Source organism: Bradyrhizobium sp. AT1 (assembly GCF_001590795.1).
Taxonomy (GTDB): Bacteria; Pseudomonadota; Alphaproteobacteria; order Rhizobiales; family Xanthobacteraceae; genus Bradyrhizobium.
On the sequence record NZ_JXDL01000001.1, the window covers coordinates 5,432,552 to 5,453,310 of the forward strand.

At 64.7% G+C, this 20,759-nt stretch carries 15 protein-coding genes and 1 pseudogene; 7 read left to right on the forward strand and 9 right to left on the reverse strand.

Features of this window, described 5'->3' with window-relative positions; all coding sequences use genetic code 11:
• Nucleotides 1–65 precede the first annotated feature (65 nt).
• Both SE92_RS25155 and SE92_RS25160 read right to left on the reverse strand, forming a co-directional pair.
• The gene (locus SE92_RS25155; protein WP_063199376.1) at nt 66–1,286 is read right to left on the reverse strand and encodes an ABC transporter substrate-binding protein; all 1,221 of its coding nucleotides are present in this window, start codon (nt 1,284–1,286) and stop codon (nt 66–68) included.
• 75 nt (nt 1,287–1,361) lie between these two features.
• Nucleotides 1,362–2,912 (reverse strand): acyl-CoA synthetase, encoded by a 1,551-nt coding sequence (locus SE92_RS25160; protein ID WP_063199379.1) that lies wholly within the window; start codon nt 2,910–2,912, stop codon nt 1,362–1,364.
• Between the two features lie 231 nt (nt 2,913–3,143).
• On the opposite strand from SE92_RS25160, the gene SE92_RS25165 reads away from it, so the two are divergent.
• The 7 genes from SE92_RS25165 to SE92_RS25195 all read left to right on the forward strand — a co-directional run bounded on the left by SE92_RS25165 (nt 3,144) and on the right by SE92_RS25195 (nt 11,961).
• A complete protein-coding gene (locus SE92_RS25165; RefSeq protein ID WP_063199382.1) occupies nt 3,144–4,280 on the forward strand; it encodes an acyl-CoA dehydrogenase family protein in 1,137 nt (378 codons plus the stop codon).
• A gap of 122 nt (nt 4,281–4,402) precedes the next feature.
• The gene (locus SE92_RS25170; RefSeq protein WP_063199384.1) at nt 4,403–5,566 is read left to right on the forward strand and encodes an acyl-CoA dehydrogenase family protein; all 1,164 of its coding nucleotides are present in this window, start codon (nt 4,403–4,405) and stop codon (nt 5,564–5,566) included.
• A complete protein-coding gene (locus tag SE92_RS25175; protein WP_063199387.1) occupies nt 5,566–6,222 on the forward strand; it encodes a glutathione S-transferase family protein in 657 nt (218 codons plus the stop codon). Before SE92_RS25170 ends, SE92_RS25175 begins: the two co-directional genes overlap by 1 nt.
• A 173-nt stretch (nt 6,223–6,395) precedes the next feature.
• Nucleotides 6,396–7,196: a helix-turn-helix domain-containing protein gene (locus SE92_RS25180; protein ID WP_063199390.1), complete on the forward strand. Its 801-nt coding sequence runs from the start codon at nt 6,396–6,398 to the stop codon at nt 7,194–7,196.
• Nucleotides 7,197–7,386: 190 nt separating this feature from the next.
• On the forward strand, nt 7,387–8,253 hold the full coding sequence (locus SE92_RS25185; protein ID WP_063199393.1) for a beta-keto acid cleavage family enzyme: 867 nt from the start codon (nt 7,387–7,389) through the stop codon (nt 8,251–8,253).
• 118 nt (nt 8,254–8,371) lie between these two features.
• A complete protein-coding gene (locus tag SE92_RS25190) occupies nt 8,372–9,988 on the forward strand; it encodes an acyl-CoA carboxylase subunit beta (RefSeq protein ID WP_063199395.1) in 1,617 nt (538 codons plus the stop codon).
• The gene (locus SE92_RS25195; RefSeq protein ID WP_063199397.1) at nt 9,985–11,961 is read left to right on the forward strand and encodes an acetyl/propionyl/methylcrotonyl-CoA carboxylase subunit alpha; all 1,977 of its coding nucleotides are present in this window, start codon (nt 9,985–9,987) and stop codon (nt 11,959–11,961) included. Before SE92_RS25190 ends, SE92_RS25195 begins: the two co-directional genes overlap by 4 nt.
• 42 nt (nt 11,962–12,003) lie before the next feature.
• Here SE92_RS25195 and SE92_RS25200 read toward each other — a convergent pair whose 3' ends face one another.
• From SE92_RS25200 to SE92_RS25230, 7 genes and pseudogenes are all read right to left on the reverse strand, one after another.
• A complete protein-coding gene (locus SE92_RS25200; RefSeq protein WP_063199399.1) occupies nt 12,004–12,999 on the reverse strand; it encodes an ABC transporter ATP-binding protein in 996 nt (331 codons plus the stop codon).
• Nucleotides 12,996–14,003, reverse strand: coding sequence for an ABC transporter ATP-binding protein (locus SE92_RS25205; protein WP_063199402.1), 1,008 nt, complete (start codon nt 14,001–14,003; stop codon nt 12,996–12,998). The genes SE92_RS25200 and SE92_RS25205 overlap by 4 nt, the downstream gene beginning before the upstream one ends.
• Nucleotides 14,003–14,896 carry an ABC transporter permease gene (locus SE92_RS25210; RefSeq protein ID WP_063199405.1) on the reverse strand — a complete coding sequence of 298 codons (894 nt, stop codon included), beginning with the start codon at nt 14,894–14,896 and terminating at the stop codon, nt 14,003–14,005. The genes SE92_RS25205 and SE92_RS25210 overlap by 1 nt, the downstream gene beginning before the upstream one ends.
• Before the next feature lie 9 nt (nt 14,897–14,905).
• A complete protein-coding gene (locus SE92_RS25215; RefSeq protein WP_063199408.1) occupies nt 14,906–15,853 on the reverse strand; it encodes an ABC transporter permease in 948 nt (315 codons plus the stop codon).
• Between the two features lie 40 nt (nt 15,854–15,893).
• Nucleotides 15,894–17,492: an ABC transporter substrate-binding protein gene (locus SE92_RS25220; RefSeq protein WP_063199411.1), complete on the reverse strand. Its 1,599-nt coding sequence runs from the start codon at nt 17,490–17,492 to the stop codon at nt 15,894–15,896.
• Nucleotides 17,493–17,851: 359 nt separating this feature from the next.
• Nucleotides 17,852–19,401: pseudogene (locus SE92_RS25225) on the reverse strand (AMP-binding protein).
• A 17-nt stretch (nt 19,402–19,418) separates the two neighbouring features.
• Nucleotides 19,419–20,573 (reverse strand): iron-containing alcohol dehydrogenase, encoded by a 1,155-nt coding sequence (locus tag SE92_RS25230; RefSeq protein ID WP_063199414.1) that lies wholly within the window; start codon nt 20,571–20,573, stop codon nt 19,419–19,421.
• Nucleotides 20,574–20,759: the final 186 nt, after the last annotated feature.

Genomic DNA, 20,759 nt, shown 5'->3' on the forward strand with positions numbered 1-20,759 from the left:
CTCCTGTGCGGAGCCGCCTCCGCCGGGGGCGGCTCCGGATCGCTCGATAGGGACATGCGCGAAAGCTAGCCTCCGGTCTCCGCGCTGATGATATCACCAAATAGCTCCCATTGGCCCTTCTTGAACCGCCACATCTTGAGCTGCTCGATCGGCGCGAAGTCGTTGGCGGAGGTGTTGATCTTGATCCCCGGGATCAGCGTGTCAGGAACGAAGTCTTTCAGACTGGCAGCCTGCTTCATCACGTTCTCGCGGGTCAGGTTGTCGCCCGACTGTTTCAGTACCTGCACCATCGTCTGGGCCGCGGCATAAGCGTAGACCAGGTTGGCGTCCGAGATGTTGGCGCCCGGCATGTACTTGTCGATGAAGGTCATGAACCTCTTCATGCCCTCGTCGTCCTTCCACTGCGGATCCGAGGCATCCTTCAGATAGCCGGCCGAGAGCACGCCTTCGGACGCCTCGAGGCCGGCGGGCTTCATCACCGCGCCGATCGACACCGATACGTCGGTCATCAGGTGCATCGGTTTCCACTCCAGCTCCGCGATTTTCTTGATCGCCTGCGCCGCGAATTTCGGGGTCGCGATATTGACGAAGACGTCAGCGCCGGTGCCCTTGAGCTTGACGATATGGGCGTCGATCGACGGTTCCGACGTCTCGTAGCTCTCTTCGGCGACGATCAGCTTGGAGGCCTTGTCGCCGAAGACGTCCTTGATGCCGGCGACATAGTCTTTGCCGAAGTCATCGTTGGCATAGAAGATCGCCACCTTCGCGTCCGGCTTCTCCTTCAGAATGTATTTGGCGAAGATCTGGGCCTCGACCCGGTAGCTGGGCTGGAAGCCCATAGTCCAGGGAAAGTTCTTCGGGTCGTTCCATTTGGAGGCGCCGGTGGCGAGGAAGAGCTGCGGCACCTTCTTGCTGTTGTGATATTTCTGAACGGCGGTCTGGGTCGGCGTGCCCAGCGCGTTGAAGATCAAAAATACCTCGTCGCTCTCGATCAGCTTGCGGACCTGTTCCACGGTCTTGGGCGGCGAATAGCCGTCATCATAGGAGATCCAGTTGATCTTGCGGCCGTTGATGCCGCCCTGGTCGTTGATCATCTTGAAATAGGCTTCCTCGGTCTTGCCGATGACGCCGTAGGCGGACGCAGGACCCGAATACGCCTCGACATTGCCGATTTTGATCTCGGTGTCGGTGACGCCGGTGTCGTATTTCTTCTGCGCCTGGGCGGATTGGGTCGCAAGCAGCGTCATCGCTGTTGCTGCGGCAAGCAGTGCGAGTTTCTTGTTCATGAAAATTCCTTGGGGTTTCTTTGGTTTCTTTTGGGGAGGCACGTCAAAAGAAAAGCGCCCGTCAGGGCGCTTCGATCAGGCGTTGGCGACTTTCTTGTCGACCTCGGAGACCACCGAGAAGTCCTTGCGTAAGGTCGGCTTGTGGATCTTGCCGGTGGCGTTGCGTGGCAATGCATCGACGAAGCGGATCTGGCGCGGGCATTTGAAGCGCGCCAGATTGCCGACGCAGTGCGCAAAGACATCAGCCTCCGTCAGCTTTTGTCCCGGCTTGACCGCGACGATGGCAAGGCCGACCTCGCCCCATTGCGGATCCGGGATGCCGATCACCGCGGCTTCCGCGATGGCCGTGAGCTGGTGCAGGACGTTCTCGACCTCGGCCGGATAGACGTTCTCGCCGCCGGAGATGTACATGTCCTTCCAGCGGTCGACGATGTAGTAGAAGCCCTCCTCGTCGACGCGCGTCGCGTCGCCGGTGTGCAGCCAGCCGTCGGTGAAGGAGGTCTTGTTCGCCTCCGGCCTGTTCCAGTAACCGGGCGTGATGTTGGGTCCCTTGACCCAGAGCTCGCCGAGCTCGCCGACATCGGCTTCACTGCCGTCGGGCCGCACGATCCGCACTTCGGTATGCAGCACCGGTTTCCCGGCGGAGCCGGCCTTGCGCGCCGCATCCTCGCGATCGAGCACCAGCACGGCCGGCGAGGTCTCCGTCATGCCGTAGCCCTGCTGCAGGGCGACGCCGCGCGCTTCCCACACCTTGAGCAGCGGCACCGGCATCGGTGCGCCGCCGACACCGCCGACGATCAGCCGGCTGAGATCGGTGGTCGCGAAGGCCGGATGCTGCGCCATGAACTGGTAGATCGCGGGCACGCCGAAGAACACGTTGATGCCCTGCGCGGGATCGTCGATCAGGCCGAGCGCGGTGCCGGGATCGAAAGCGCGCATGATCATCACGGTACCGCCGGCGTGCAGCACGGGATTGGTGTAGCAATTGAGACCGCCGGTGTGGAACAGGGGCAGCACGGTGAGCAGCACCGAGGCCGGCCCGATGCAGGCGGGGCCGCCGAGATTGACGCAATTCCAGAAGGTCATGCCATGGGTGATGGTCGCACCCTTCGGATGGCCCGTCGTGCCCGAGGTGTACATGATGGTCGAGACATCATCGAGCGTGACCTCTTCGGCGCGGTCGAGCGGCTTTGCGGCGGCGATGCCGGCCTCATAGGACCCGCCGGGGCCGAGCAGCAGGCTGCTGGCGATGCCGCAGAGCTTCGCGACGCTGAGCGCCGTCTCGGCCAGATCGGTGTCGTGGATCATCACCTTCGGCGCGCAATCGCTGGTGATGAATTGAAGCTCGGGGACGGTGAGGCGGGTATTCAGCGGCACGAAGATAGCACCAAGCCGCCCGCAGGCGAATTGTACCTCCAGCGTATCGGTGGTGTTCAGCGCAAGCACCGCGACGCGGTCACCGCGGGAGATGTTGAGCGTGTGGCGCAGGAACGAGGCGAGGCGCGAGACGCGGCCGTCGAGCTGCGAATAGGTGAAGCGGCGCTCGCTCGCGAGGTCGATCACCGCGACCTTGTCAGGCGTGCGGCGGCCATGATGAACGATCCAGTCGTAGTAACGAACGGCCAAAGATTCCTCCCTCGGCGCACCATGCCCGGCGTGGCCCTGGGGCCAGCCGGAGTCTGTGCAGCAACTTTTTTGCGCCAGAGTTGGCCTGCGAGCGGGGAAAAGCGTCTTGCGTTGAGTTGCTAGGTGACTGCCTTGCGCGAAGCGTCCGCACCAGCCAGCCACTCCGCGCAAGTGAACCAGCAATGTTCCAGCCATGGTGGCCGAGACGAATCCGGCCGCGAGGCGAAAGCGATGAAGAGCCCGTTTTATACCGCCGAGCACGACGCCTTCCGCGACGTAATGCGCCGCTTCGTCGAGAAGGAGATCACCCCCTTCGCCCATGAATGGGACGAGGCCGGCGAATTTCCGCGCGCGCTCTATCGCAAGGCGGCGGAGATCGGGCTGTTGGGCCTGGGATTCCCCGAGGAATATGGCGGCACCGCCGCCGACCAGTTCATGAAGATCGTGGCCAGCCAGGAGCTGGCGCGGGCGGGCGCGGGCGGCGTCAGCGCCAGCCTGATGAGCCACACCATCGGCTCGCCGCCGATCGCGCGCGCGGCACGGCCCGAGGTGAAGGCGCGCGTGCTGCCGCAGGTGCTGGCGGGCGACAAGATCTCGGCGCTCGCGATCACCGAGCCGGGCGGGGGCTCCGACGTCGCGAATCTCAGCACGCGGGCGCGGCGCAATGGCGATCACTACGTCGTGAGCGGTGAGAAGACTTTCATCACCTCAGGGATGCGCGCCGATTATCTGACCGTTGCGGTGCGTACAGGCGGCGAGGGCGCCGGGGGCGTCAGCCTGCTCCTGATTGAGGGCGACACGCCCGGCCTGTCCAGGACAAAACTGAAGAAAATGGGCTGGTGGGCCTCCGACACCGCGACCTTGCATTTCGACGCATGCCGCGTGCCGGCCGAGAATCTGATCGGCAAGGAGGGCCAGGGCTTCAAGATCATCATGCAGAACTTCAACAGCGAGCGCATGGGCATGGCCGCGGGCTGCACGGCCTTTGCGCGCGTCTGTCTCGACGAAGCCATCGCCTATGCCAAAGAGCGCAAGACCTTCGGCAAGCCGCTGGCGCAGCACCAGGTCATCCGCCACAAGATCGTGGACATGGCGCAGAAGGTCGCAGCTTCTCAGGCGATGCTGGAAATGCTGGCCTGGCGGCTCGAGCAGGGCGAAAGCCCGGTCGCGGAAATCTGCATGATGAAGAACCAGGCGACACAGACCATGGCTTTCTGCGCCTCCGAAGCCGTGCAGATCTTTGGCGGCGCCGGATTCATGCGCGGCATCAAGGCCGAGCGCATCTACCGCGAGGTCAAGGTCAACGCCATCGGCGGCGGCACCGAGGAGATCATGAAGGATCTGGCGTCACGGCAGATGGGGTTGTGAGGCCCGGTCATTCCGGGGCGTGCGCAACGCGTACGAGCCCGGAATCCATCGGGCCGTACGTACCGTAGAGGAATGGATTCCGGGCTCGCGCTGCGCGCGCCCCGGAATGACAGAGGACAAAAATGCTATTTACCGCCGACCACGACGACATCCGCCGTTCCCTGCAGAAGTTCATCGCCAATGAGATCAATCCGCACGTCGATGAATGGGAAAAGGCCGACATCTTCCCGGCGCACGAGCTGTTCAAGAAGATGGGCAGCCTCGGCTTCCTCGGGCTGAACAAGCCGGTCGAATTCGGCGGCTCCGGCCTTGACTATTCCTATGCGCTGATGATGGCGGAAGAGCTCGGCGCCATCACCTGCGGCGGCGTGCCGATGGCGATCGGGGTGCAGACCGACATGGCGACGCCGGCTCTGGCGCGCTTTGGTTCGGACGAGGTGCGGCGCGAATTCCTGGCGCCGTCTATCTCCGGCGATTTCGTCGCCTGCATCGGCGTCTCCGAGCCCGGCGCGGGCTCCGACGTCGCCTCGATCAAGACGCAGGCCCGCTCCGACGGCGACGATTACGTGATCGACGGCGGCAAGATGTGGATCACCAACGGCACGCAAGCCGACTGGATCTGCCTGCTCGCCAACACCGGCGACGGGCCCGTTCACCGCAACAAATCGCTGATCTGCGTGCCCATGAAGAGCAAGGGCGTCACCATCGCGCGAAAGCTCGACAAGATGGGCATGCGCTCGTCGGACACGGCGCAGATCTTCTTCGACAATGTCCGCGTGCCCAAGCGCAACCGGATCGGCGAAGAGGGAAAGGGCTTTACTTACCAGATGATCCAGTTCCAGGAGGAGCGGCTCTGGGGTGCGGCGGCCTGCCTGAAGTCGCACGAATACATCATCGACCAGACCATCGAATACACCCGCAATCGCAAGGCCTTCGGCCAAAGTATTCTCGACAACCAGGTCGTGCACTTCAAGCTCGCCGAGATGCAGACCGAGGTCGAGTTGCTGCGCGCGCTGATCTATCGCGCTGCCGAGCAGCTGGTCGCCGGCGAGGACGTGACGCGGCTTGCGACCATGGCGAAGCTGAAGGCCGGCCGGCTCGGCCGCGAGCTCACCGACGCCTGCTTGCAATATTGGGGCGGAATGGGCTTTACCAACGAGACGCCGGTCAGCCGCGCCTATCGCGACAGCCGCCTGACCTCGATCGGCGGTGGTGCCGACGAGGTCATGCTGATGGTCCTGTGCAAGATGATGGGCACGCTGCCGGGGAGTAAAGGAAACGCCTGATGATCACGCTCTATCATTGCGACGCCGCGCGCTCGTTCCGCCCGCTCTGGATGCTGGAGGAGATGGGGCTGCCTTATGAATTGAAGATGCTGCCGTTCCCGCCGCGGGTGTTTGCCAAGGAATATCTGGCGCTCAATCCGCTCGGCACGATTCCCTTCCTGGTCGACGGCGAGACCAGGATGACGGAGTCGTCGGGCATCTGCCACTATCTCGGCATCAAGCACGGGCCGACGCCGCTGATGGTCGGGCCGGAGGATCCTGCCTATGGCGCGTTCCTGAACTGGATGTATTTCAGCGACGCCACGTTAACCTTTCCGCAGACGCTGGTGCTTCGGTACTCTCAGCTCGAGCCGGAGGAGCGCCGCAATCCGCAGGTCGCGGGCGACTATGCGAAATGGTTTCTGGGACGCCTGCGCGCCGTTGAGGCAGCGACCGCAAATGCCGAAACCTTGTGCGCCGGCCGCTTCACCGCCGCCGACATCGTGATCGGCTATGCGCTTCGACTTGCCGACAATATCGGGCTCGCGAAGGATTTCGGGCCAAATGTCGCAGCCTATTGGGCGCGTCTGCAGCAACGCGAGGGTTTCAAGCGTGCCGTTGCTGCGGAGCAAAAGGCCGGCGTCGAGCAGAATGTTGCACCGCGTGTGAGGGCGTAAGCCCTCGCAGTCGGACTGCCGCCTCGTGACGGTTCCGGAACTGGCTGGATGCCGTCCTGGAATGCCAACGCTTTGCGCGTCATGACAGCGCTATCCCGTCGTGACAGCGCCCAAATTTCCGCTAAGGTGACCTCCGTCCGCAGCGGCCAGAGAGCCGCGCGAGGAGGATCCCAATGGAAGATAAAGGTCGCGAATCCGACCATCTGATGCTGATCACGCCGGAGCGGGTGTTCTATGCCGGCCTGCTCGGCCGCCCTCGCAAACGGACGCCCGGCTGCTGCCATGTCTACGTGGCAGTGAAGGGCAATTTGCACCTGACCATCGACGACGCTCTCGCCACGGGCGAGCTGTTCGTCACGATGCCGAACCAGCGGCATTCCATTGCCAGCGATTACCGCACCGCCATCAGCGTAACGCTGGAGCCCGAGAGCATGCCGGACGGCGTGATCGAGGCGTTGGCCGAGCGGATGCGGGGGCCGGACAAAGCCGCCTATGCCCGCAAGATCCTGGCCGCCTACGCGCTGCTCCGCCAGCGCCGCTATGGCGATATCACCACCGCCGAATTCGACGAGATGTGCTTTGGCGAGGCGCTACCGCGTCGCGTGCTCGATCCGCGTGTCACCCGCGCCGTCGCCCGCATCGGGCGTTTCTCCGGGGAGCCGGTGACGGCGGACACCTGCGCGGCGGAGGCGGGCCTCTCCGCCTCGCGCTTCCTGCATCTGTTCAAGGAAGAGACCGGCATCTCCTTCCGCTCGTTCCGCGCCTGGAAGCGTGCGCGCCATTTGCTGCACTTCGCCAACCAGGACCTCAACCTCGCCCATCTCGCGCAGGACATCGGCTATCCCGATTCCACGCATTTCAGCCATTCGATCCGCCGTTTCTACGGTCTGAAGCCGCGCGCGATCTTCGTCGGCTCGCGCGACCTTGCGATCTATCGCAGCACCGAGACGGTGCGGCTGGCGGAAGCGAGTTGATGCTTCGTAGGATGGGTTAGCGAAGCGTAACCCACCACTTCTGTCTCCGCTAAAGCCAAAGAGGTGGGTTACGCCTTCGGCTAACCACCCTGCGGCATCTCGTTTTTCCCAGCTTCTCCGCGCAAGAAGCCGCATGCCGCTCATCACATGATCGCATCGTTGAATTCTCAACGTGCGAGACATTTTTGGCATGAGCGACAAGGCCGTCATCACCTGCGCGCTGAACGGCGTGCTCACCGACCCGAAGCAGCACAATGTGCCCGTGACGCCCGAACAGATGGCGCGCGAGGCCAAGGCTGCGTTCGATGCTGGCGCGTCCATCATGCACATCCATCTGCGCCAGCAGGCGCCGGGCAAGGGGCACCTGCCATCCTGGGAGGTCGCTGTCAGCAAGGAGATCCAGCAGGCCATCCGCGAGGCCTGCCCCGGCGTGATCATCAACCACACCTCGGGCGTGTCAGGGCCGAACTACTCAGGCGCGCTCGATTGCATCCGCGAGACCAAACCCGAGATCGCCGCCTGCAACGCCGGCTCGCTGAACTATCTGAAGGTGAAGGCCGACAACACCTGGGCCTGGCCGCCTATGATGTTCGACAACGCGGTCGAGAAGGTGAAGGACTATCTCGACGTCATGAACGAGGTCGGCACCATCCCCGAGTTCGAGTGTTTCGACGTCGGCATCGTCCGCTGTGTCGGCATGTACCGCCAGGTCGGGATGTACAAGGGGCCGCTCGAATACAATTTCGTCATGGGCGTTGCCTCCGGCATGCCCGCCGACCCGGAATTGCTGCCGATCCTGATCAAGCTGAAGCGGCCGGAGGCGCAGTTCCAGGTCACCGCGATCGGTCGCGAGGAGATCTGGCCGCTGCACCAGCGCTGCGCCGAGCTCGGCGGCCATTTGCGCACCGGTCTCGAGGACGCCTTTTATCTCGCCGACGGCAAGAAGGTGACGTCGAACGGCCAACTGATCGAGGCGATCGCCGCCTGCGCCCGCCGCGCCGGCCGCGAGATCGCAAGCCCCGCCGAGGCGCGGAAGATCTTTGGGACGAATCGCTGAACGTAGCCTCACCCGTCGTTGCGAGCGAAGCGAAGCAAAGCAATCCAGAGTCTTTCCGCTGAGGCAGCCTGGATTGCTTCGTCGCTCCGCTCCTCGCAATGACGAGCAGGATCAAGTCATGTCCACTATCGAAAACACCATTTCCCCCGGCAGCGCCGCCTACCACGCCAACCGCGACGGCATGCTCGGCCTGATCGATCGCATGCGCGCGCTGGAAGAGCGCACGCGTGCGGCCTCGGCGGCGGCGAAAGACCGCTTCCACAAGCGCGGACAATTGCTGCCCCGCGAGCGGGTCGCGCTGGTGCTCGATCCCGGCGCGCCCTTCATCGAGCTCTCCACGCTCGCCGGCTACATGTTCGATGTGCCGGATGCGAACAAGAGCGTGCCCGGCGGCGGTGTCATCGCCGGCATCGGCTTCGTGTCGGGCATCCGCTGCATGGTCAGCGCCAACGATTCCGGCATCGATGCCGGTGCGCTGCAGCCTTACGGTCTCGACAAGACGCTGCGCGTGCAGGAGCTCGCGCTGGAGAACAAGCTGCCTTATGTTCAGCTCGTCGAAAGTGCCGGCGCCAATCTCCTGCGCTACCGCGTCGAGGACTTTGTCCGCGGTGGCAACATCTTCCGTAACCTCGCGCGGCTCTCGGCCGCAGGCCTGCCGGTCGTCACCGTGACGCACGGCTCGTCCACGGCGGGCGGCGCCTATCAGACCGGCCTGTCCGACTACATCGTCATGGTCCGCGGCCGCACCCGCGCCTTCCTCGCCGGGCCACCGCTGCTGAAAGCGGCAACCGGCGAGATCGCGACCGAGGAGGAGCTCGGCGGCGCCGAGATGCACACGCAGGTCTCCGGCCTCGGCGATTATCTTGCCGAGGACGACCGCGATGCCCTTCGCATCGCGCGCGAGATCATGGCGGCGCTGGAATGGGAGCGGCCGGGCCGGACGGCGCGGGAGTTCAAGCCGCCGCGCTACGACCAGGACGAGCTGCTCGGCATCATGCCGATGGACCACAAGCGCACCGTCGACATGAAGCAGGTGATCGCCCGCATCGTCGATGATTCCGACTTCACGGAGATGGCGCCAAATTACGGCCCGGCCACCGTCTGCGGCCATGCCCGCATCGAGGGCCAGGCGATCGGCGTCATCACCAACAACGGGCCGCTCGATCCCGCCGGCGCCAACAAGGCGACGCATTTCATCCAGGCCTGCTGCCAGACGCGCACGCCGATCCTCTATCTCAACAACACCACCGGCTACATGGTCGGCAAAGCCTACGAAGAAGCCGGCATGATCAAGCACGGCTCCAAGATGATCCAGGCGGTGACCTCGGCAACTGTGCCGCAGATCACGATCTATTGCGGCGCCTCGTTCGGGGCTGGAAATTACGGCATGTGCGGCCGCGGCTTCCATCCGCGCTTCTGCTTCTCCTGGCCGAACGCGAAGACCGCCGTGATGGGCGGCGAGCAGGCCGCCGAAACCATGGCGATCGTGACCGAGGCCGCCGCGGCGCGGCGGGGCAAGCCGGTCGAGAAAGACAAGCTCGACGCGATGAAGGCCCAGATCATCGGCGTGTTCGACGGCCAGATGGACGTGTTCTCGACCAGCGCCCGCGTGCTCGACGACGGTGTGATCGATCCGCGCGACACCCGTGCGGTTCTCTCCGAAGTGCTCGCGATCTGCCGCGAGGGTGACGCACGCGCGCCGCAGCGCATGCAGTTCTCGGTGGCCCGCCCATGAGGAACGGATCAGTGCATCACCGGCCGTTCCAGAAGGTGTTGGTGGCCAATCGCGGCGAGATCGCACTGCGCGTGATGCGCAGCGCGCGGCAGCTCGGCCTTGGCGTCGTCGCGGTCTATTCGGACGCCGATCGTGACACCCTCCATGTGCGGCAAGCCGACCAGGCTGTGCGCATCGGCGAGGCCCTGCCGGCGCAATCCTATCTCAACATCCCCGCGATCATCGCGGCGGCGAAGGCGAGCGGCGCCGATGCCGTTCACCCCGGCTACGGCTTCCTCGCCGAGAACGAAGATTTCGCGCAGGCTTGCAAAGATGCCGGCCTCGTCTTCATCGGCCCGTCGCCGCAGGCGATCGAGGCGATGGGCAACAAGGCCGGCGCCAAGGAGATCATGAAGAAGGCCGGCGTGCCCTGCGTGCCGGGCTATCAGGGCGCTGACCAAAGTGACGAGGTCATGCTGGCGGAGGCCAAAAAGATCGGCTTCCCCGTGATGATCAAGGCGGTGGCCGGCGGTGGCGGCCGCGGCATGCGGCTCGTCGCGGACGCTGCGGCGTTCCCCGACGCGCTGCGCAGCGCGCGGTCGGAAGCCAAGGCGGCGTTCGGCGATCCCACCGTGATCCTCGAACGCGCCATCCAAAATCCCCGCCACGTCGAGATCCAGGTGTTCGGCGACAGTCACGGCAACGCCATTCATCTCGGCGAGCGCGATTGCTCGGTGCAGCGCCGGCACCAGAAGCTGATCGAGGAAGCGCCGTCGCCCGCGGTCACGCCCGAGCTGCGCGCGAAGATGGGCGAGGTTGCCGTCGCTGCGGTGAAGGCGCTGCGCTACGAGGGCGCCGGGACGCTGGAATTCCTGCTCGACGCCAGCGGCGAATTCTACTTCATGGAGATGAATACGCGACTCCAGGTCGAGCATCCCGTGACTGAGGCCATCACCGGGCTCGACCTCGTCGAGCTGCAGCTGCGCGTCGCGCGCGGCGAGGCGCTGCCGGTGAAGCAACAGGCCGTCAAGTTCTCCGGCCACGCCATCGAGGTCCGGCTCTGCTCGGAAGATGCCGTGCAGGATTTCATGCCGCAATCAGGCCGCATGGCGCGCTGGCAGATGCCAGCCAACGTCCGCGTCGAGCATGCGCTGCAATCGGGTTCGGAGATCCCGCCATTCTACGATTCCATGATCGCCAAGGTGATCAGCCATGGCGCGACGCGCGAGGAGGCGAGGGGGCGGCTGATTGTCGGCCTGGAGCAGCTCACCGCGTTCGGCGTCACCACAAACCAGTCGTTCCTGATGTCCTGCCTGCGTCATCCCGGCTTTGCCAGGGGCGAGGCGACGACGGCCTTCATCGGCGCACACCGCGACGAGTTGCTGGCGCCGCGTGCCGGTGCAGCCTTCGACACCGCGCTGGCGGGCCTGCTGCTCTACGTCACCAACCTACGCGCGCCGTCCTGGCAGGGGGGCCGAAGCCTGTCGGCCACGTTCCCGCTGCCGGCGAAAATCGAGCTCGCCGGCCAGACGCTGGAGCTCGAAATCAACCGCGAGCGCGACGGCAGCTACATCGTCGGGACCGACGGCCGCCAGGACAAGTTCGAGGTCGAGCAGCTCAACGCCGATACGATCCGCTTTCGCCATGACGGCGTGATGGACAGCGCAAAATTCCTGCGCGATGGCGATCGGATGTATGTTCAACATCGCGGCATCCCGCTCTCGATCGTCGATCTCACCCTCGCCGCGCCCAAAGCCGCTGCCGCCAACGGCGGGGACGGCAAGGTCCGCGCCGCCATGAACGGCCGCGTCGTCGCCGTCCTGGTCAAGCCGGGCGAGCGCGTGACCGCCGGCCAGCCGGTGCTGACGCTGGAAGCGATGAAGATGGAGCACATCCACAAGGCGGGCATCGATGGCGTGATCGCCGCGATCGATGTCGCTGAAGGCGAGCAGGTCACCACGGGCAGAATCGTGGCGGCGATCGCAGTATCGTAGGGTGGGTTACGCTGACGCTAACCCTAACCCACCTTACAGGATCTACACAGCCGCGTTGTTCCGCCCCGTTCCCTCGTTGAGCAGACACGCCACCTGATGCCCGCCGCCGGCATCCAGCAGCGCCGGCCGCTCGATCTTGCACCGGTCGATCGCGAACCGGCAGCGGGTGTGAAACGCGCAGCCGGGCGGCGGATTGACCGGGCTCGGCACGTCGCCATCGACCAGCGGCGCGAGCTTCTTTGCGAGCGGATTGGCGACCGGCACGGAGGCAAGCAGCGCCTGCGTGTAGGGATGCCGGGGATTGCGGAACAGTTCGTCCTTGGCGGCGATCTCGACGATGCGGCCGAGATACATCACGGCGACGCGGTGGCTGATATGAGCGACCACGGCGAGGTCGTGCGCGATGAAGAGATACGAGAAGCCGTGCTGCCGCTGCAGGTCGATCAACAGATTGATCACCTGCGCCTGGATCGAGACATCGAGCGCGGACACCGGCTCGTCGCAGACGATCAGGCGCGGCCCCAGCGCCAGCGCCCGTGCGATGCAGATGCGCTGGCGCTGGCCGCCAGAGAACTGATGCGGGAAGTTGCGCATCTGGTCCGGGCGCAGGCCGACCTGCTCGAACAGTCTTGCGACCCGCGCTTCCAGCTCCTTGCCGCTCGCGAGCCCGTGCACGGCGAGCGGTTCGCCGACAATGTCCCCGGCGGTCATGCGCGGATTGAGCGAGGCGAACGGGTCCTGGAATACAATCTGCATCGAGCGGCGGTGCGGGCGCAACGCCGTCTTGGACAGATGCGTGATGTCCTCGCCGTCGAGACGAATCTGCCCTGAGGTCGGTTCGACCAGCCGCAGCACGCTACGCGCCACCGTCGACTTGCCGCAGCCGGACTCGCCGACCAGCCCCAGCGTCTCGCCGGCTGCAACGGAGAACGAGACGCCGTCGACCGAGTGCACGGTGCCGACTTGTCGGCGCAGCACCCCGGCGCGCACCGGGTAATATTTCTTGAGGTCGGTGACCTCGAGCAGCGCCTCGGTCATGCCACCTCCGCCACTTCTTCCGCGCGCCAGCACGCCGCGAGATGGCCTCCGCCCCAATCCGCCAGCGGCGGATATTCGTCCTGGCAACGCTTGATCGCGAGCTTGCAGCGCGGCGCGAAGGCACAACCCTGCGGCAACCGCACCAGCGATGGCACCGTGCCCGGAATTTCGTTCAACCGTGCCGGGGCGACGATTCCGTGCGCCGGGACCGCCGGGATCGAGGCCATCAGCCCGCGCGTATAGGGATGCTTTGGCGCGGCGAACAGCGCTTCGACGCTGGCTTCCTCGACCTTCCGCCCCGCATACATCACGATCACGCGCTGTGCGGTCTGCGCGACGACGCCGAGATCGTGCGTGATCAGCACGAGTCCGGTGCCGAGCTCCTTCTGCAGGTCGAGGATCAGCGCCAGGATCTGCGCCTGGATGGTGACGTCGAGCGCGGTGGTCGGCTCGTCCGCGAGCAGCAGCGCCGGCCGGCAGGCCAGCGCCATCGCGATCATCGCGCGCTGGCGCATGCCGCCGGACAGCTGATGCGGATATTCGCGCGCCCGCCGCGCCGGCTCGGGAATGCGCACCAGCCGCAGCATCTCTACGGCGATGGCCTGCGCTTCCTTCGACGAGATGTTCCGGTGTAACCGCACGGCCTCGACGATCTGATCGCCGATTCGCATCACCGGGTTGAGCGATGTCATCGGCTCCTGAAAGATCATGGAGATGCGATTGCCCCTGACGGCGCGCATCTGCGCCTCATTCAGCGCCAGCAGGTCGGTGCCTTCCAGCGTAACGGAGCCGCCGACGATGCGTCCGGGCGGATCGGGCACCAGCCGCATCAGCGACAGCGCGGTGACGCTCTTGCCGCAGCCGGACTCGCCGACGATCGCCAGCGTCTCGCCGCGCCTCACGGAAAAGGAGAGATCGTCCACGGCCTTGAACAGGCCGGAATTGGTGAAGAACACCGTCTTCAGGTTCTTCACTTCGAGCACGAGATCGGATTTGTCCGCCATCAGCCGCGTTGCCTCGGATCCAGAATGTCGCGCAGCGCGTCGCCGAACAGGTTTGCGCCGAACACGGCGAGGCTGATGGCAATCCCGGGGAAGATCACCAGCCAGGGCGCGGTGCGGACATATTCGGCGGCGGATTCGGAGAGCATGCGGCCCCATGATGGATAAGGTTCGGGAATGCCGAGGCCGAGAAAGGACAGCGAGGCCTCGGTCAGGATGGTCGAGCCGAGCTGGGCGGTCGCGAGCACGATGAGCGGCGCCAGCGTATTCGGCAGCACATGGCGCAGCGCGATGCGCACCTCGCTCATGCCGATCGACTTGGCGGCTTCGACGAAGGGCTGCTCGCGCAGCGCCAGCGTGTTGGCGCGGGTGACGCGCGATACGGTCGGGATCAGCGGAATCGCGATGGCGATGATGACGTTCGGCAAAGACGGGCCGAGCGCTGCGGTCATGATCAGGGCAAGGACCAGCAGCGGCAGCGCCTGAAGCACGTCGGAGACGCGCTGGAATACGAGATCGACCCAGCCGGACAGATAGCCCGACGTCAGTCCGACGACGACGCCGATCGTGCCGCCGAGCGCGGTCGAGCCGATGCCGACGGCGAGCGAGATCCGCGCGCCGTGGATGATGCGGCTGAACACATCGCGGCCGAACGAGTCCGTCCCCATCCAGTGCGCCCAGCTCGGGCGAGCGAGCGCACGCGCGGAATCGATGGTGAGGGGATCGTAGCGCGCGATGAAGTCGGCAAAGATCGCGGTGAGCACGAACACCGCCAAGATGGTCAGCCCGGCCGCGCCCAGCACGTGCCGCTGCGCCAGGAACAGCACGCGCCGCCAGCCTCCGGTCGCATGCGCGCCGGCCCGCCGCAGTTCAACGTCGAAGTCGATCGCGGCCAAACAGCTCTCCTAATCCGTGTATCTGATCCGCGGGTCGAACACCGCGTAGAGCATGTCGACGGTGAAATTCGCGACCACCACGACCACGGCGATGAGCATCACGAGGTTCTGCACGATCGGATAGTCGCGCCAGCGGATCGCCTCGACCAGGAAGCGGGCGACGCCGGGGATGTTGAACACCGTCTCGGTGACGATCAGGCCGCCGATCAGGAACGCCGCCTCGATGCCGATCACGGTGATGACGGGCAGGATCGCGTTCTTCAGCGCGTGCTGATAGTTCACGGCCGTCTCGGAGGCGCCCTTGGCGCGGGCGGTGCGGATGTAGTCCTGCCGCAGCACCTCCAGCATCGAGGATCGCGTGATGCGCATGGTCAGCGCAGCACTACGGAAGCCGACGGCGGCGGCCGGAACGGCGTAGGTTGCAAACGCCTCGAGCCAGGTCTTCGGGTTCGGATTGAAGATCGGTATCTGGCCGAACATCGCGACCGCCGCTGTGAGGATGAGCAAGCCGAGCCAGAACGACGGCAGCGACAATCCGCTCAGGCTGACCACGCGCAAGGCGTAGTCGAGCCGCGTGCCCTGCTTGACCGCACTGATGACGCCCAATGGAATGCCGATCGAGGCCGAGAACAGCAATGCGAGGCCGGCAAGCTTCGCCGTGATCGGGATGCGCGGCAGGATCTCCTGCAGCGCCGGCTTCTCCGAGACGTAGGAGTAACCGAAGTCGCCGCGCAGAAAGCCGCTGATCCAGTGCCAATATTGTACGATCAGCGGCTGGTCGATGCCGAGCTCCTTCTCCAGATTGGCCTTGTCGGCGGGATCGACATAGCCGGCGGCGGCGAACAGGATGTCGACGATGTTTCCGGGCACGATGCGCAGCAGGAGGAAGATGACGACCGAGATCCCGAACAGGGTCACGAGCATCAGCAACAGGCGTCGCACCAGATAGGCAAACATGCTTCGCCCTCCGCGAGCCGCTACTCTTCAGCCAGGCCGGTTACTTGTCGAGCCACACATCCTCGTAGCGAAAGCCGTTATAGGAGCTGTTCGACATGATCGTGACGCCCTTGACGTAGGGTTGCCAGCACGTGCCGGCGCGTGCGTGGAAGATGATGGGACGGGCGACGTCCTCCTGCAGCTTCTTGTCGATCTCCCACACCAGCGGCTTGCGCTTGGCGATGTCGGTCTCCTGCGACTGCACGTCGAACAGCTTTTCGATCTCCTTGTTGCAATAATTGGTGTAGTTCCGCTCCGAACCGCAGGAATAGTTTTCGTAGAAGGACTGGTCGGGATCGTCGACCGAATTGCCGGTGAGATTGAGGCCGAGCATGTAGTCCTTGCGCGCGACTTTCGGGAACCAGTTCGCTGTTTCCACGACGTCGAGCTCGCCGTCGATATAGATGCTCTTGAGCTGGTCGATCAGGATCACGGCGGGGTCGCGATATTCCGCGATGTTGCGCGTCGAGACCTTCACCGCGAGATGCTTGTCGGGACCGTAGCCCGCCTTTTGCATCAGCTTCTTGGCTTCCTCCCGATTCGCCATCACGTCCGGGCCGTAGCCCGGAATGGTCTCCAGTCTGTCCTTGGGCATGCCCCAGATGCCCTGGGGTGGCGGCAGCATGGTGCCGCCGATATCGGCCTGGCCTTCGAACAGGATGTCGACGAAGGCCTTGCGGTCGAGCGCCAGGGCCACGGCCCGGCGAATGTCGATGTTGTCGAACGGCGCCGAGGTGGAGTTGACGATGATGTTGGTCGACACGTTGGTCGGCTCGACGACGCAGGTCGCGTTCGGGGCTTGCGACTTGATGTCCTTCAGCAGCGGGATCGTGATGTGGGTCGGGAAGGTCATGTCGAACTTGCCGGCGACGAAGGCGAGGATCGCGGTCGAGCGGTTGGTGATGATGGTGTATTCGACGCCGTCGAGATGAGGCAGGCCCTTCTTCCAATAGTCCGGATTTCGCGTCAGCTTGATCGATTCATTGGCCTTGAACTCGACGAACTTGAAAGGTCCGGTCCCGATCGGATGGGTGCGCATGTCCGCCGGCGAGACGTGACAGGGATAGACCGGCGTATAGCCGGACGCGAGCATTGCCAGCAGCGAGGGCTGCGGCCGCTTCAGGTCGAAGGACACCTCGAAATCACCGTTCGTCGTGATCTCGTTGACTTCGCTGTACCAGGCCTTGCGCGGATTCTGCCGCAGCTTCTGCTGCGTTTTTCCCATCAGGAGATCGAAGCTGCATTTGACGTCGGCCGAGGTGAACGGCTTGCCGTCGTGCCATTTGACGCCCTGGCGCAGCTTGAATGTCAGCTTCTTGTTGTCGCTGCTCCAGGACCAGCTTTCGGCGAGCTCTGGTCGGAGAGTGTCGGGACTGTTCTGCGCGATGTGCTGATCGTAAATGACGAGATTGTTGAAGACCCCCATGAACGGCACGTTGACCGAATAGGTCGCGCCTTCGAGGATCGATGCGTTGGCCGGACTGTCGCGGTGATAGATCCGCAAGACGCCGCCCTGCTTGGGCTCGCCGGCGAGCGTGGCGGTTGAGGCCGTCAGCACAGATAGCGTCGCCGTTACGGCAAGCGCCCACACGCTCCGCATGCTCATCCTCCCTGGACATCGGCCTTTTGCGACCTGTTTGAGCCGACGATAGCACGCAAGCCGGGGGAGGCAACCCGTAACGCTGTAGGCCGCCTCGACAATTCGGATGACGAAGGCCGCAGGGCTTTCAGCGTTTCAAAATGTGAGAGTGCAGGTGCGAAGAGAGGTGTCCTGTTGCAGCTATTGCGTGCAGCGATCTCAACAAACACCGCCGTCGTCCCGGCGAACGCCGGGACCCATTACCCCAGGGAGTAGTTAGGCGAAGAAAGTCGTTCGGTACTGTTACTGCTCACATCGATGGATCACGCGGTATGGGTCCCGGCGTTCGCCGGGACGACAGCAAGATTGCCGCTCCGCCCTCACACGATCCGCGACGCCTTGTTCCCCCAATACCGATCCCGCAGCAGCCGCTTGTACAGCTTGCCCGTCGGCAGCCGCGGCAATTCTTTCTCGAAATCGACCGAGCGCGGCACCTTCTGACGCGACAGCGATGTCGCGCAGAACGCGATCAGCTCTTCGGCGAGCGCCACCTCCGGCACGATGCCGGGCATCGGCTGCACCACGGCCTTCACCTCTTCGCCGAGATCGGCATTGGGCACGCCGAACACGGCGGCATCGGCCACCTTCGGATGGGTGATCAGGAGATTTTCACACTCCTGCGGATAGATGTTCACGCCGCCGGAGATGATCATGAAGGTCGCGCGGTCGGTCAGGTACAGGAAGCGATCGGCGTCGACATAGCCGACATCGCCGACCGTGCTCATGCTGCCGTCGGCCGAGCGTGCCTCCTTGGTCTTCTCGGGGTCGTTGAAATATTCGAACGGCGTTGCCGTCTTGAACCAGACCTGGCCGGGCGTGCCGATCGGGCATTCCCGCATGTTCTCGTCGAGAATGTGGAGGTCGCCGAGCAGCACCTTGCCGACGGTGCCGCGGTGGCTGAGCCATTCCTCGCTGTTGCAGGCGGTGAAGCCGAGGCCTTCGGTCGCGCCGTAATATTCGTGGATGATGGGGCCCACCATTTGATCATGTCGTCCTTGACGAGGGCCGGGCAGGGTGCAGCGGCGTGGATCGCGATCTCCAGCGACGACAGGTCGTAGCGGCCGCGCACCTCCTCCGGCAGCTTCAACATGCGCGAGAACATCGTCGGCACCAGCTGGGTGTGGGTGATGCCCCAGCGCTGCACCAGCTCGAGGTAGCGCTCGGGATCGAAACTCTCCATGATGATCACGGTGCCGCCCATGCGGATCGTGAGGTTCACGGCGGCCTGCGGCGCGGAGTGGTAGAGCGGGGCCGGCGAGAGGTAGACCATGCCCTCGCGATAGTGCCAGAGCTTTGTCAGGAAATCGAACAGCGGCAGATTGTGCTTCGGCTTCTCCTCCGGCAGCGGACGCAGGATGCCTTTCGGGCGTCCCGTCGTGCCCGATGAATAGAGCATGGCCGTGCCGAGCCACTCGTCCGCGATCGGCGTCGCCGGCAGGTCCGCGGTGACGTCCGCAAGCCCGACAATGCGCTCGCTCTCACCAGGTCCGTCGGCGACGATGCAGAGCTCGATGTCGGGGCAGGCCTGGATCGCCTCGCGCGCGATGTCGAGCTTGGCCACCGACGTGATCAGGATCTTCAACTGGCTGTTGACCAGGAGATAAGCGAGCTCGCCCGGTGTCAGGAACGAGTTGATGCAGGTGTAATAGAGACCGGAGCGCTCGCCGGCGCCGCAAGCTTCCAGATAGCGCGAATTGTTCTCCATGAAGATCGCGTAGTGGTCAAGCCGCCTCAATCCGTGCTTGCGGAAGAGATGCGCGAGCCGGTTGCTGCGCGCTTCGAGCTCGCGATAGGTGACAGCCTCGCCGGTCGACGCCATGATGAAGGCGGGCTGCAGCGGGCGCAGGCGGGCATGCTGACCTGGGTACATCTATCCTCCGGCTTCAATCATGCTGCGAGAAGCAGGATTTCGCGAACGTCGGCAGGGCCTTCGATCTTGCGCGGGTTGCGCGGAATCCAGTTCGTGCGCATCGCTTGTTCGGCGATCGTCTCGAAATGCTCCGGCGTGACGCGGACGTCGCCAAGGCTGCGCGGCATGCCGAGCGAGCGGATGAAGGCGTCGAGCACGTCGGCGGCGGCGTGGCCGGGAAAGCCCATGGCGGCGGCGACGATCATCTGCCGCTCGGCGTTGTCGCGGGCATTCCAACGCATCACCGCCGGCAGCATGATGCAGGAGGTGTAGCCGTGCGGCACGTCGAAGGCCGCGCCCAGGACGTAGCCGATGCCGTGGCTCGCGCCCATCGGCACGCCGGCGGCAAGGGCGCCCATCGACAGCCAGGTGCCGATCTGTGCGTCCATCCGCGCGTCGAGGTCGGACGGATCGGCCTTCACCCGCGGCAACGCATCGGCAAGCATGGCGAGGCCCTTCACCGTTTGCGCATCGGCATAGGGATGCGTCTCACGCGAGCAGATCGCCTCGACGCAATGGTCGATGGCGCGGATGCCGGTCGACAGGAACAGCCATTCCGGCGTGTGCACGGTGATGGCCGGGTCGAGGATGGTCGCGCGCGGCACCGCCAGTGGATGCCGCAGCATCTGCTTCACATGCGTGGCTCGGTCGGTGACGCCGGCGATCGCGCTGAACTCGCCGCCGGCGATCGTGGTCGGCACGCTGATCTGCCGCACCGTCGGCGCCTTCATCTCGGGCGCGATGCCCTTGTGCACGCGGATGCGGTCGATGCCGTCGATATCGGTGATGTCGTTGGCAAGGCAAAGCTGCACCGCCTTGGCGCCGTCGGTGATCGAGCCGCCGCCGACGGTGACGATCAGATCAGCTCCAGCCTCCCGGGCTGCATTTGTGGCCGCAATCACCGCCTCGCGCGGCGTATGCGCCGGCATGGCGTCGAACAGGCCTGCGCAGCGGGAGCCCAGCGCTTGTTTGATCTTTTCGATTTCGTCGGTCTGCCGGTTGAGCGTGCCCGAAACCATCAGGAAGGCGCGGCGCGTTCCCAGCCGGTCCATCTGCGCGACGATGGCGCCGGCCGAGGGATGGCCGAACACGACCTCCTCGATCGCGCCGAAAACGACACGTCCCTGGTGCACGCCTGTCCTCCCGGACAATTTGCCTTGTTTTTGTGCGGGCAATCTAACCGAGCCCGCCGCGTCCGTCATGTGCGAAGACGCTGGCTTCTTTTCGCGTCTGCCCGCGTGCGGGCAGACGCGAAGGAAGGCCCTCCCGCGCACCCAACTCGCACCCTGTCAACCCGCCATCCGGCCAGGGCGGGCGCG

Excerpts from the sequence above, each read along its gene's own strand:
- SE92_RS25155 (WP_063199376.1), bottom strand. The coding sequence starts at position 1,286 with ATGAACAAGAAACTCGCACTGCTTGCCGCAGCAACAGCGATGACGCTG.
- SE92_RS25165 (WP_063199382.1), top strand. The coding sequence starts at position 3,144 with ATGAAGAGCCCGTTTTATACCGCCGAGCACGACGCCTTCCGCGACGTA.
- SE92_RS25170 (WP_063199384.1), top strand. The coding sequence starts at position 4,403 with ATGCTATTTACCGCCGACCACGACGACATCCGCCGTTCCCTGCAGAAG.
- SE92_RS25175 (WP_063199387.1), top strand. The coding sequence starts at position 5,566 with ATGATCACGCTCTATCATTGCGACGCCGCGCGCTCGTTCCGCCCGCTC.
- SE92_RS25180 (WP_063199390.1), top strand. The coding sequence starts at position 6,396 with ATGGAAGATAAAGGTCGCGAATCCGACCATCTGATGCTGATCACGCCG.
- SE92_RS25185 (WP_063199393.1), top strand. The coding sequence starts at position 7,387 with ATGAGCGACAAGGCCGTCATCACCTGCGCGCTGAACGGCGTGCTCACC.
- SE92_RS25190 (WP_063199395.1), top strand. The coding sequence starts at position 8,372 with ATGTCCACTATCGAAAACACCATTTCCCCCGGCAGCGCCGCCTACCAC.
- SE92_RS25195 (WP_063199397.1), top strand. The coding sequence starts at position 9,985 with ATGAGGAACGGATCAGTGCATCACCGGCCGTTCCAGAAGGTGTTGGTG.
- SE92_RS25200 (WP_063199399.1), bottom strand. The coding sequence starts at position 12,999 with ATGACCGAGGCGCTGCTCGAGGTCACCGACCTCAAGAAATATTACCCG.
- SE92_RS25205 (WP_063199402.1), bottom strand. The coding sequence starts at position 14,003 with ATGGCGGACAAATCCGATCTCGTGCTCGAAGTGAAGAACCTGAAGACG.
- SE92_RS25215 (WP_063199408.1), bottom strand. The coding sequence starts at position 15,853 with ATGTTTGCCTATCTGGTGCGACGCCTGTTGCTGATGCTCGTGACCCTG.
- SE92_RS25220 (WP_063199411.1), bottom strand. The coding sequence starts at position 17,492 with ATGCGGAGCGTGTGGGCGCTTGCCGTAACGGCGACGCTATCTGTGCTG.